Below are 13084 nucleotides of genomic sequence, written 5' to 3' on the forward strand. Positions count from 1 at the left end.
GCGAATGGAGGGATAATCATGTTATTTTTTAGAAATGATTATGGACAAGGTTGTATTGAAGAGATTTTATCTCTATTAAAAGAAATAAATTATGAAAATATTACAGGGTATGGATTGGATCCTTACTGTAATAAAGCAAAACAATTGATTAAAAATCAAATTCCTGATTTAGATGTAGATGTTCATTTCTTAGCTGGAGGAACCATTGCAAATCAAACAATTATTAAACATATTCTAAAACCATATGAAGCGGTGATTGCCTGTGATACAGGTCATGTTTCTACACATGAAACAGGATCTATTGAAGCAACTGGACATAAGGTAATCACATTGGAAAACAACAACGGAAAATTAATTCCGGAAATGATAAAACAGTGTTTTGATGCACATATGTTATCCTATGAACATATGGTTTATCCTAAACTTGTTTATATTTCAAATGCTACAGAATTTGGAACGGTTTATACAAAAGAAGAATTAATGAAATTGCGTGACGTTTGTGATGAATTGGGTCTTTATTTAATGATGGATGGAGCTCGTTTAGGACAGGCTTTAATGTCCAGTGTATGTGATTATACCATTAATGATATCGCAAAATGGTGTGATGTTTTCTACATTGGTGGAACGAAAAATGGTGCTTTATTTGGGGAAGCCTGTGTTATTACCAATCCAAATTTAAAATCTCATTTCCGATTTAATTTAAAACAGAATGGCGCTATGTTGGCAAAAGGATGGTTATTGGGTGTTCAGTTTATTGGATTATTTGAAAATGAACATTATTTTAAATGTGCAAAACACGCTAATGATTGTTCTAAAATGATACAGGATGAACTGATTCGATTAAAATATCCTTTATATATGAAAAGTGATACAAATCAAATTTTTCCAGTTGTCACAAAAGAACAATTTAATTATTTATCCAGCGAAGTAGATTTTGAAATATGGGACAAAAGAAACGATATGATCGTGATCCGATTTGTTACCAGCTGGTGTACTAAACAGGAAGATGTAGAATCTTTGATACAGCTGCTTCAAAAAGCAGTCGATCTTAAATAAGGCGGAATACCGCCTTTTTTAATATAAAAAAAAACAGCTGTCTGTCAGCTGTTTTTCACTCATCAAATAAAAAGTCTAAAAACTCAAAACATTCTTTAGCCCAATCCAATTCACAATGATGACCATATGGTTTAACATTTAAGTGAAATTGAACCCCTTTTTCCTGTAATAAATTCACAAGGTTGGTGCATATTTTTGTTTCTTTAACAAATTCATGTTTTCCATCTTCCAATGCTCCCCATGACATGTATATTTTATTTATATCTTTCATTTCTGTGTAAAATGCTTCTAAATATAAATAATCTTCAACAGGTGAAACAAAAGGGGAAATCACTAAAGATTTTGAATAGATATCACTATATACCATATGAGCATACAAAGCCATTAATCCACCACAACTGCTTCCACCAATCCAGGTTGCATCTCTATCTGGATTGGTTGGAAAATGTTCATCAATATATGGTTTTAATTCATTCACGAAGAAATCCATTGTGATATCTCCAAAACCATCAAAGCATTCTTTGGCATCAAAGTCTGCAAATGGATATGGACCATACTCATTTAAACGATTGTTTCCATCGTGAGAACATTCCTGACCAACAACGATAATATCTAAATTCTTTTCTATAATCGCATCGGCAAGATTCCAGGATTGATGGAAAGTCGCATCTTCATCTAAAAATAAGTTCTGACCATCAAACATATAGAGTACAGGATACTGTATTCCACTGTCCTGATAGTTATCTGGAATATACATATGTATCATTCGATCTTCATTGAATGCAGACATATGCATACTAAATTTTTTTATCACACACAAAATCCTTTCTATTAGATTGTCATGAGTGCTTTTTGATAGAATTCCTCTCTTCTTTCTTTTGTTTTCCAGCGAGCTACAACCAGAACATCACCCATGGCAGCAGCAAATGCTTTAGGCAAATGCTTTACATAAATAATTTCTTTACCAAATTCCTTCTTTAAATCTTCTACACTGTATTTGTAGTTAAGGCTGTTTCGTCTACCTGCAAAACCAGCTGAATAAGGCTTTTCTTTAAATTCTGGGCTTTGTTGAGTTAAAATTACTTTTGCCCATAAATCATAAACATCAATATCACAGGAATAATTCATCAAATCCGGACAAATTCCTCCTGGTGGTCTAAAGTTTACTTCCAATCCTAAAACAAATCCTTTTTTACCTAATCCTTCTACATCCTGATTTAAACGGAAGAATTCACAATGGAAGAAACGATTTTTTAACTGGAATGCTTTAATTGTTTTTTTAGCCAGCTGCCAGTATTCATCACTGATTTCCAATGTAGTATAAGAAGCCATACTTAACTGGTTATTTACACTTTCCATACAGCTTCCGATATAATCCATACTGCTTAAGAAACGGATATTACTGTTGGCATCACAGATACCATCCAATGTAAATACAGTACCATCCACAAATTCTTCAAGAATCATATGGTATTGCAGAGTTTTTTCGTAATAATGTTTTAAATCTTCATCATTGTACAGTTTATAAGTAAAGCTGGCTCCTACACCATGATCTGGTTTTAATACTAAAGGATAACCAACCTTATGAGCAAAATCCAATGCAGTATCTAATGAATCCACCAATGTATAACGAGCAGTAGGTATATTAACGGATTCATAATATTTTTTCATAGCTGCTTTTGACTGAAATTCATCAATCTGTGCAAAACTGAATCCGCTTTTCACATTGAAATCATCACGTAAACGAGCATCCAGTGTTAACCAGGCTTCATTGTTGGATTCGATCCAGTCAATCTTACCATATTTAAATGTATAGTAACCTAATGCACGTACCATATCATCATAATTGCTGAAACTTTGAACAACATAACATTCATCACAATATTCTTTTAATTCAGGCTGTAATGAATTATAAGGTGTATCTACGATTGCTAATACTTTCGCTCCATATTTTTTTAATCCACGACAGAACATCCAGTAATTGTCGGGATAATTAGGGGAAATAAATACAAAATTCATACTTTTTTCTCACTTTCTTTTTTTTTATAAATATACTCTATTTTTATAGGATTCACAATAAAAAAAGTATAGGGAATCTAATACAATAAAAACGATTTGAAGCATACAAATCGTTTTTGAGTGGAATCAGTAAAGACCTGGGCTATTTTATGTTTTGATAAAGTTTAATTGATTTTATTCAGAAAAGCTTTTGCGATTGCCGAAGCTATTTTCTTTTGATATTCGATATCGCTCATTTGTGAGTAATCGGATGGATTGGAAACATAGCCAAACTCAATAAATATTGTAGACAGATCGGAATCTGCCAGAATCGGAAAGTTTCCATAATGATCACTATCCAGTCCTTTAAATTCCGAATAATTGATCTGCATGAGATTCTGTGCAATTTCATTGGATAAATCAATTAAAGAATCATTTGGCTGAGTAAAAATTGTATATCCTTTTTCCAGAGGATCGCTGTTGGAATTCAGTTCAATTCTTAACAGATAATCCGCTTTCTGGTCTTTTGCGATATTAATACGATAATTCGCATTTTCTTCTTCATTTTTATAAAAATTAATAGAATCGTCAATACGTGTATAAACTACATTGTAACCAGATTGTTTCAACGTATCGCCAATTATAAGTGCCAGATTCAAAGTGATATCTTTTGAATCGGTTTTTCCCTGGGATACAAAGCCACTATCTACTCCTCCATAGGCAGGATCGATGCATATGGTTGCTTTTGACTCACTGGATTTTAAATCAACATTATCATTCGTCATTAATGTCTCACCCTGATTTTCAGGGATACGAATAGTTTCTTTTAATTTAACAGATATATTCGGTTGAACAACCAGAGCTAAAAAGACTGCAATAATGATATATATATAAGTTTTATTCATAAAGCCCCCTTTAGAACAAATAATACCACAATTTAACTTTATTTGATATAATACATGCGGTGAGAATATGGAATTTAAAGTAACAATCGATCAGTTTGAAGGTCCACTTGATTTAATGCTTCATTTAATTAAAGAAAATAAATTGGATCTTTTTGATTTAGATATGAACGTTTTAGCCAGTCAATACATCGATTATATTCAAAAAATGGAAGAAATCCATTTAGAAATTGCCAGTGAATATTTAGAGGAACTGGCTTCTTTAGTTGAATATAAAAGCCGAAAGCTTTTGCCAAGAAACGATGTGGAAGTTACCCAGGATTATGAAGAAGATCAAAGAGATAAGCTGGTAAATCGATTGCTGGAATATCAAAGGTATAAAGAAGCAAGTGAATTTTTAAAAGAGGAATTTGATAAAAGACAAAAACTCTACACTCGACCACAGGCTTCTATTGTATCTTCCTGGCAAAGTCAGCCGGTTCTGGATTCATTAGAAAAACAGTCACCTTATGATTTATTAAAAGCAATGAATCGGGTTGTTTCTCGTATGGCTATTTTAAAACCTTATCAGACCAAAGTAACGATTAAAGAATTATCGGTTGAACAAAGAGTTGAACAGGTAAAACTGATTATAGAAAAACAGACAGATAAAATTTCATTTGAACAGCTATGTCTGGACTGTTCTAATTTACATATGGTAATAGTTACCTTTCTGTCTTTACTGGATTTAATACACCAGAGAATTATTACTTTTACAGTGGATGAAAAGGAAACCATTTGGGTATATAAAGGAGACGCAATATGAATACAAAAGCAATTATAGAAGGATTGCTGTTTTTGAGTGGAGAAGAAGGATTGAGTATAGAACAATTATCTGATGCCATCCAGATGGATGCTGGTTCTTTTATAGAAACACTAAAAGAAGAATATAGAAATCCAGATAAAGGATTTGAGCTGGTTGAATTTGCGAATCGATATAAATTCATCACAAAAGAATTTGTATATCCTTACGCAAAAAACATTTTTGAAGAAGTGAAAGCTCCTTCCTTATCTCCAGCTGCTTTGGAAACACTGGCCATCATTGCTTATAAACAGCCAATCACTCGTGTAGAAATTGAAGAAATTCGCGGGGTAAATTGTGAAATGATGTTAAAAAAATTACAGTTAAGAAATTTAATTGAAGCAAAAGATCGTAAAGATGTAATTGGAAAACCATTACTATATACGGTTACCGATGAATTCTTAGATACATTTCAGCTGGAATCTTTAAAAGAATTGCCAGAATTAAAACAGAAAGATTTTGAAGACAGTGAATTATTTGAGGAGATACAATAAAAATGGAAAGATTACAAAAAGTTATTGCCAATGCGGGCATTTGTTCAAGACGTAAAGCAGAAGAATATATCCTTAATGGAAAAGTATTTGTCAATGGAGAAGTCTGTAAGAGGCTGGGAACAAAAGTAAGTGGAAACGATACCATTGAAATCGATGGACAGATTCTGTCTTATCAGGAAAAAGAATATTATGTACTGAATAAGCCAAGAGGATGTATATGTACCAATGAAGATGAAAAACAGAGAAAAACAGCTGTAAGCTATATTGATACTGAAAGTCGTATTTATTGTGTAGGACGTTTAGATTATGATACAACAGGTGTATTGCTGTTAACGAATGATGGAAACTTCTGTAATTTAATGACTCATCCACGTTATCATTTACCAAAAACCTATCGTGTAAATCTTCAAGGAACCTTAAAGGATGAAGATATAAAGAAAATCAAAAAAGGTCTTCATACCAAAGAAGAAAAATACCAGCCAGCTCGTATCAAGATGCTGGAAGTGGATCCTACCAGGGATCGATGTCAGTTTGAATTAACAATTTCTGAAGGAAAAAATCATCAGGTAAAAAATATGATGAAAGCGTTAGGATATGAAGTTCGCAAATTACATCGATGTTCTTTTTCTTTTATTAATGTAGAAGGAATGAAACCGGGTGAATATCGTAAATTAAAGCCTTTTGAAGTAAAAAAATTAAAGTTAGCGGCACAAGAAGGGGAATAAAGAATGAAACAGGTGTTTGTGGATCAGATCTGTGATGTCAATTCCAGAATTGTTTTAAATGAAAAAGAAGCTCATCATTTATTTGATGTATTACGAATTCAGAAAAAAGAAATTGTTCGCGTTGTAGGAGCCAATCAGCGTGTTTATTTAGCTCATCCCTGTAATAAACCTTATCTGGAAATATTTTCTGAAATTGAAGTATTAAATGAAAAAAAAGATATTACTTTATGTGTAAGTCTTATTAAACAGGATAAATTCGAATGGATGCTTCAAAAAGCCTGTGAATTAAATGTCACAAGAATTGTTCCTTTTGAATCCAGATATAGTGTTGTACATATTGATTCACAGAAAGTAGAAAAAAAGATGAATCGATGGTCACAAATTCTTTTGTCCAGCTGCAAACAATGCAATCGAAATGATTTAGTGGAATTGTGTAATATTCAAAAAATTGAAAATCTGCATGAATTTCAAAGTGAATGCAATCTGGTAGCTTATGAAAAAGAGAATCAGTCAAAGCATATTTCAAAGTTTTTAAAAAACAATCCAAAGAGCATTACAATATGTATTGGACCTGAAGGTGGTTTTGATGAAGCAGAAATTGATATCCTGAATGATGATCATTTTCAGTGTGTATCATTGGGAAAATCAATTTTAAGAGCCGAAACAGCCAGTTTATACTGTTTAGCTGCTATAGATTACCAGAGAGCGTTAGAAGAGGAAAAAGAATGAAATATAAGATATTAACATTGGGATGTAAAGTCAATTCTTATGAATCTCAGTATTATGAAGAACAGTTTGAAAAAAATGGATTTATAAAAGCAAACGCAAAAGAAATCAGTGATATATATATTATCAACACATGTACGGTCACCAATACCGCTGCCAGTAAATCCAGACAGAAAATACATCTGGCAAGAAAAGAAAATCCCAATGCGATCGTGGTTGCCATAGGATGTTATATACAGTTTATTGACAAGAAAAAAAGACAGGAACTGAATGTAGATTTAGTAATTGGTGCAAAAGATAAAAGTAAATTAGTTGATATTGTTATGGATTATATACAGAATCATAATCCACATAGTGTTCTTGATATAGAAGAATTTAATGAATTTGAAAGTATGCCCATTAAAGAGTTTGAATCAAAAAAGAGAGCCTTTTTAAAGATTCAGGATGGATGCAATCAATATTGTTCTTATTGTGCCATTCCATATGCCAGAGGACATGAAAGATGTTTGAAGAAAGAAGATGTAATAGAGATTGCCAGACAATTGTCTTTAAGCCATCACGATGAAATTGTTTTAACGGGGATTCATACAGGACGTTATGCAGATGGCAATACCAATCTGGCAAAACTGTTAAAATTATTGCTGGAACATACGGATCCATCTATTCATTATCGTATCAGCAGTATAGAAATAACAGAAGTCAGTGATGAATTATTAATGCTGATGAAAAAAAATCCTCGTATTTGTCATCATCTTCATATACCGATTCAAGCGGCTTGTGATAAAACTTTAGAACGTATGAATCGTCCATATACGATAGATGAATTTAAAGAAAGAATAAATACGATACGTACAATGATTGATGACATTTCTATTTCCACTGATGTAATAACTGGTTTTGTTCAGGAAAGTGAAGAAGAATTTCAACAGACATATCAGAATTTAAAAGAAATCGGATTTTCTTTTTTGCATGTATTCCCTTATTCAAAACGAAGTGGGACAGAAGCCAGTAAAATGGATGGAGAAATTGATGGAATCACAAAAAAGAATAGAGTCAATCAATTATTAAAGCTTTCCAGTGAATTAAGACGAAAAGATATGGAACGTTTTGATACTCTGGAAGTTTTGATTGAAAATCATAAAGAAAATGTATATATGGGTTATTCAAATCAATATCATATGGTACATATATATTCATCTAAGAATTTAAGTGGTAGAATAAAAGTACGCTGGAATGAAATTAAGGACAATATATATATTGTGAAAGAAGGATCGATATGCGATTAAGTAAATTGTTTAAAAATGCTCCAACTGTAAATATTACAGGGTTATGTTTTGATTCTCGTAAAGTAAAAAAAGGAAATGTATATTTCTGTTTACCTGGATTGACATTTGATGGACATGATTTTATTGATCAGGCCATTGATAAAGGGGCTATCTGTATTGTACATTCAAAAATTTTAGAAAATACGGATGCGAATGTGATTTATATACAGGTTGAAAATGTTGTAGAAGCTTTAAATGTATGTGCACGTATTTTTTATGGTCGTCCAACGGATAAAATGGTTATGTATGGAGTGACAGGTACAAATGGGAAAAGTACTATTACAAATATTATTCAGGCGATTTTAAATCCAGTCAGGCCATGTGGATATATAGGTACAATTGCGATACGTTATGGAAATGTAAATTTAGCTCCTGATCTAACCACTCCAGATGTACTTTTTCTTCATTCAAAATTAGCTGATATGGTTCGCTGTGGTATGAAAGCGTGTGCTTTAGAGGTCAGTTCACATGGATTAGCTCAACATAGAGTGGATGCGATTTCTTTTGATGTTGCGATTTTTACTAATTTTACGTACGATCATCTGGATTTTCATGGAACATTTGAAAATTATTTTGAAGCAAAATCTTTATTATTTAAAGAAAGAGTCAAAGAAGATGGTGTTTCAATTTTAAATATCGATGATGAAAAATATGAGGATCTTAAATCTGTTTCAAAAGCCAGAACGGTAAGTTATGGAATTAAAAACAAGGCTGATTATTTCGCAAAAGATCTGAAATTAACTTCTCATGAATCTCGTTTTACTTTAGTATACAATCAGAATGAATATAAAGTAGTAACCAACCTGGTTGCTTTATACAATGTATACAATTTGCTGGCAGCGATTGCAGCTTTGCATGAAACAGGAATGCCATTAGATCAGATAATTGCAGCCTGTGACTCTATTCCACAGATTGAAGGGCGTATGGAACAGATCGATTGCGGACAGGATTTTCATGTAATTGTTGATTTTGCTCATACTCCTGATGGAATGGAAAAAATGATGAAATTTGGTCGTGATATCGCAAAAGAAAACAACTTAATTTCTGTATTTGGCTCAGCTGGTAAAAGAGACGTAGCCAAACGTAAAGTATTTGGTGAGATTGCAGAAAAATATTGTGATTATATTATATTGACAGAAGACGACCCAAGAGATGAAAGCAGTGAAGATATTGCCAGACAGATCAAAGAAGGTATTCAGACAAAAACCAATATTTTTATTCCAGATCGATATGAAGCCATTCGTCAGGCGGTACAGTATGCTAAATCCGGAGATGTTATTCTTTTATTAGGAAAAGGTGATGAAGTTTTTATGTATCATGAAAATGGTAGAGTTCCTTGGATTGGGGACAATAAAGCTGCAAAAGAATGTATAGAGGAAAGAATGTTATAGTTCTTTCTTTTTTTTTTTAAAGTGTTATAATCAATTTGATAATTTTTTAACAATTGGAGGGATTTTATGAGTTTTCAAGATATTTACAAACAAAAACTTGTCAGTGCTAAAGAAGCAGTTTCCGTTATTAAAAGTGGAGACTGGGTTGACTACGGCTGGACCACAGGAACACCTGATGTTTGTGATCAGGAAATCGCAAAACGTTTACCAGAATTGGAAGATGTGAAATTTCGCGGTGGAATTTTATTAAAAGAACCAGAAATTTTTAAAATTGATCATCCTGAAAAACATATGACTTGGAATAGCTGGCATATGGGTGGAATTGAACGAAAAGCCATCGCAAGAGGATTTAGTTTTTATAGTCCCATCCGTTATTCTGAACTTCCACGCTATTATCGTGAAAGCAAAGATCCAGTGGATGTGGCTGTATTTCAGGTAGCACCGATGGATGCACATGGATATTTTAATTTTGGACCTAATGCTTCACATATGGCAGCTATGTGTGAAAAAGCAAAAGTTATTATTGTAGAAGTGAATGAAAACATGCCTAGATGTTTAGGTGGTTTTGAAGAAGGAATTCATATTAAGGATGTCACACATGTTGTAGAAGGAAACAATTCGCCAATTGGACAATTAAAAGGTTCTGGACCAGCTACTGAAGTGGATATCGCTGTGGCAAAACAAATTGTAGAATTAATCCCCAATGGAGCCTGTTTACAGTTAGGAATTGGCGGAATGCCTAATGCTGTTGGTTCTTTGATTGCCCAAAGTGATCTGAAAAATTTAGGTATTCACACAGAAATGTATGTGGATGCTTTTGTGGATATAGCCAAAGCTGGAAAAATTACTGGTTTAAACAAATCAATAGATAAAGGAAGACAGGTTTATGCGTTTGGAGCAGGAACTCAAAAATTATATGATTATCTGGATAATAACCCGGAATGTATGTCAGCTCCAGTAAGCTATACCAATGATATTCGTTCCATTGCTGCATTGGATAATTTTATTTCCATCAACAATGCGGTCAATGTAGATTTATTTGGTCAGGTCAGTGCTGAAAGTGCAGGTATCAAACATATTTCAGGAGCAGGTGGACAATTGGATTTTGTATTGGGTGCATATTTAAGTAATGGTGGAAAATCTATCATTTGTTTAAGTTCGACTTTTGTAAATAAGAAAACAGGAAAACTGGAAAGTCGAATTATACCTACTTTAGCAAATGGTTCCATTGTAACAGATACGCGTGCAAACATTCATTATTTATGTACAGAATATGGTTGTGTCAATTTGAAAGGTTTAACTGCCTGGCAAAAAGCAGAAGCCATTATATCAGTGGCTCATCCTGATTTCAGACAACAATTGATTGATCAGGCCAATGCAATGCATATTTGGAAAAATTCAAATAATCGTTAAAAAAATATTGCTTTTTCTGTAAATTTTGATATAATTTTGTTGCTTAACTCGGGAGGGAGGTTTGTTTCATGGCAAAAGTAATTGTGAAAGAAAATGAGCAATTAGATGACGCTTTAAGAAGATTTAAACGTCAAGTTTCTCGCAATGGTACCCTTGCTGAGGCCCGTAAAAGAGAATATTACGTTAAACCTGGTGTGCGTAGAAAATTTAAATCTGAAGCTGCGCGCAAGGCACGTAGGGGTAAATAATAAATCTGCTTTATGCAGATTTTTTTCTTGAGGAGGATTTTTAATTGGCATTTGTATCAATAGATTTATCTGAATTTACTTATGAAGAAATTCAACTTTTTACAGGTCTTCATGATTGTAATTTAGATGTATTTTCTAAAAAATTTAAAATTAAATGTAATATTCGAAATCATAGTCTTTTATTTGAACAGAATGAATACACTTTAAATGTTAAAGAAGTGGTTAAGGTCTGTTTTGATTATATTGGGATTTCACATTCATTAAGTCCTCAAGATGTGCATTATTTTGCTGATTTATCTTTAGAAAATAAACTGCATTCTTTTCATATCAACCAGCTATCATCAATTGGTAAAACAAAATCCGGTAAAATGATTTATCCTAAAACGGTTGGACAAGCTATTCTGTGTTCTTCTTTTAAGAAAAAAGATATTATTTTCGCAACAGGAGTTGCAGGTACTGGAAAAACTTATTTATCTGTTTGTTATGCGGTTTCGAAATTAAAAAACAATGAAGTGAGTAAAATTGTATTGACTCGACCTGCTGTAGAAGCAGGAGAATCATTAGGATTTTTACCAGGAGATATGAAAGAAAAAGTAGATCCTTATCTGCGACCTTTGTATGATGCCTTATACGATATGCTGGGGGTTGAAACGGTTGAAAAATATATTGAGAAACAGATCATCGAAATTGCACCCCTTGCTTTTATGAGAGGTCGTACATTAAACGATGCAATTGTGATTCTGGATGAAGCACAGAATACAACACAGGCTCAAATGAAAATGTTTTTAACACGTATGGGTAAAAATTCACAATTGATCGTTAATGGAGATGTAACACAGATCGATCTGATCAAAAAACAGGAATCTGGTTTGATTCAGGCCTGTGACATTTTAAAAGGAATTGAGGAGATTGCCATCGTCCATTTAAGTTCTAAAGATGTAGTTCGGCATCCTCTTGTACAGAAGATTATTGAACGCTATTCAATGATTGAAAAATAAATACACATATTATATACTTAATTAGAAATTTGGAAGGTGAAATTATGGGTAGACATTTTGAAGTTAGAGCGGCTGCTATGCAGAAAACAGCCAATCAGAAGGCAAAAATTTATTCTCGTTACTCTAAAGAGATTTTAGTTGCTGCCAAAAACGGGGATCCAAATCCCGATATGAATCAAAGTTTAAAGAAAGCCATTGATCGTGCAAAAGCAAACAATGTGCCTGCAGACGTTATCAAACGTGCTATTGATAAAGCTAAATCCAGTGCTGATGAAAGTTATTCAAGTGCCAGATATGAAGGATTTGGTTCTGGTGGTGGTTCTACAATCATTATTGACTGTTTAACAGATAATGCGAATCGTACCATTGCCAATTTAAGAGCCTGCTTCAATAAAGCACATGCTAAATTAGGTGTAGGTGGTTCTGTATCTTTCGGTTATGAACATTTAGGAGTCATTGTGATTCAGTATGAAGATGAAGAAGCTATGTTAGATGCTTTGATGATGGCAGATATCGATGTTCGTGATATTGAAGTTGAAGATGGATATATGACAGTAACGGTTGATCCTACTCAGTTGGATGATGCCAAAACGGCTGTTGAATCTTTAATTGATGGGGTTAAATTTGAAGTACTGGAAGACAAAATGGTTCCAAATGAAACAGTTACATTGTCTGGTGAAGATTTAACGTTATTTAAACGTCTTGTGACTTTATTAGAAGATGTAGATGATGTTCAGAATGTTTACCATAATGTTGAAAATATAGATGAAGAATAAAATCTGTTGAAAAAGAGAAAATAAAAGATTTGTTTATTTAGAGAGATAGTGGATGGTGAAAACTATTAAACCGCTTTTATTTGGACACTTGGGAGGAATCGCACTAAAAAGCGATCGTTAGCTGCGTTAAAGCAATGAGAGCTCCTGACTGGAGAAGTAAGGTGGTACCGCGTCAATCACGTCCTTATATT

The 13084-nt window shown here is 33.0% G+C and carries 14 protein-coding genes and 1 other annotated feature; of the genes, 11 read left to right on the forward strand and 3 right to left on the reverse strand.

The window, feature by feature from the left end:
* Positions 1–18: 18 nt before the first annotated feature.
* Positions 19–1056 carry a threonine aldolase family protein gene (locus FYJ50_RS00850; RefSeq protein ID WP_154459148.1) on the forward strand — a complete coding sequence of 346 codons (1038 nt, stop codon included), beginning with the start codon at positions 19–21 and terminating at the stop codon, positions 1054–1056.
* A gap of 55 nt (positions 1057–1111) precedes the next feature.
* On the opposite strand, the gene FYJ50_RS00855 is transcribed toward FYJ50_RS00850, so the two are convergent.
* The 3 genes from FYJ50_RS00855 to FYJ50_RS00865 form a co-directional block, all read right to left on the reverse strand.
* Positions 1112–1870: an alpha/beta hydrolase gene (locus FYJ50_RS00855; RefSeq protein WP_276983610.1), complete on the reverse strand. Its 759-nt coding sequence runs from the start codon at positions 1868–1870 to the stop codon at positions 1112–1114.
* A gap of 17 nt (positions 1871–1887) precedes the next feature.
* Positions 1888–3075 (reverse strand): ATP-grasp domain-containing protein, encoded by a 1188-nt coding sequence (locus FYJ50_RS00860; protein WP_154459149.1) that lies wholly within the window; start codon positions 3073–3075, stop codon positions 1888–1890.
* Between the two features lie 164 nt (positions 3076–3239).
* A complete protein-coding gene (locus tag FYJ50_RS00865) occupies positions 3240–3959 on the reverse strand; it encodes an N-acetylmuramoyl-L-alanine amidase family protein (RefSeq protein WP_154459150.1) in 720 nt (239 codons plus the stop codon).
* A 67-nt stretch (positions 3960–4026) separates the two neighbouring features.
* On the opposite strand from FYJ50_RS00865, the gene FYJ50_RS00870 reads away from it, so the two are divergent.
* From FYJ50_RS00870 to FYJ50_RS00915, 10 genes are all read left to right on the forward strand, one after another.
* Positions 4027–4761, forward strand: a complete 735-nt coding sequence (locus tag FYJ50_RS00870) for a segregation and condensation protein A (RefSeq protein ID WP_154459151.1) — start codon at positions 4027–4029, stop codon at positions 4759–4761.
* Entirely contained in the window at positions 4758–5291 is a 534-nt protein-coding gene (gene scpB, locus FYJ50_RS00875; protein ID WP_154459152.1) for an SMC-Scp complex subunit ScpB, read from the forward strand. The genes FYJ50_RS00870 and scpB overlap by 4 nt, the downstream gene beginning before the upstream one ends.
* A 2-nt stretch (positions 5292–5293) precedes the next feature.
* Positions 5294–6016 (forward strand): pseudouridine synthase, encoded by a 723-nt coding sequence (locus FYJ50_RS00880; protein WP_154459153.1) that lies wholly within the window; start codon positions 5294–5296, stop codon positions 6014–6016.
* A gap of 3 nt (positions 6017–6019) precedes the next feature.
* The gene (locus tag FYJ50_RS00885; protein ID WP_154459154.1) at positions 6020–6745 is read left to right on the forward strand and encodes an RsmE family RNA methyltransferase; all 726 of its coding nucleotides are present in this window, start codon (positions 6020–6022) and stop codon (positions 6743–6745) included.
* Positions 6742–8028, forward strand: a complete 1287-nt coding sequence (mtaB, locus tag FYJ50_RS00890; RefSeq protein ID WP_154459155.1) for a tRNA (N(6)-L-threonylcarbamoyladenosine(37)-C(2))-methylthiotransferase MtaB — start codon at positions 6742–6744, stop codon at positions 8026–8028. The genes FYJ50_RS00885 and mtaB overlap by 4 nt, the downstream gene beginning before the upstream one ends.
* Positions 8019–9458, forward strand: a complete 1440-nt coding sequence (locus FYJ50_RS00895) for a UDP-N-acetylmuramoyl-L-alanyl-D-glutamate--2,6-diaminopimelate ligase (RefSeq protein WP_154459156.1) — start codon at positions 8019–8021, stop codon at positions 9456–9458. Before mtaB ends, FYJ50_RS00895 begins: the two co-directional genes overlap by 10 nt.
* A gap of 66 nt (positions 9459–9524) precedes the next feature.
* The gene (locus FYJ50_RS00900; protein ID WP_154459157.1) at positions 9525–10871 is read left to right on the forward strand and encodes a butyryl-CoA:acetate CoA-transferase; all 1347 of its coding nucleotides are present in this window, start codon (positions 9525–9527) and stop codon (positions 10869–10871) included.
* A gap of 68 nt (positions 10872–10939) precedes the next feature.
* On the forward strand, positions 10940–11119 hold the full coding sequence (gene rpsU / locus FYJ50_RS00905) for a 30S ribosomal protein S21 (protein WP_154459158.1): 180 nt from the start codon (positions 10940–10942) through the stop codon (positions 11117–11119).
* 44 nt (positions 11120–11163) lie between these two features.
* Entirely contained in the window at positions 11164–12117 is a 954-nt protein-coding gene (locus tag FYJ50_RS00910) for a PhoH family protein (RefSeq protein WP_205946360.1), read from the forward strand.
* Between the two features lie 44 nt (positions 12118–12161).
* Entirely contained in the window at positions 12162–12893 is a 732-nt protein-coding gene (locus FYJ50_RS00915; RefSeq protein ID WP_154459159.1) for a YebC/PmpR family DNA-binding transcriptional regulator, read from the forward strand.
* Positions 12891–13082, forward strand: a binding site (T-box leader). (Overlaps the previous gene by 3 nt.)
* The last annotated feature ends 2 nt before the right edge of the window (positions 13083–13084 follow it).

This window comes from Floccifex porci, from assembly GCF_009696175.1.
In the GTDB taxonomy this organism is placed as follows: domain Bacteria; phylum Bacillota_I; class Bacilli_A; order Erysipelotrichales; family Erysipelotrichaceae; genus Floccifex; species Floccifex porci.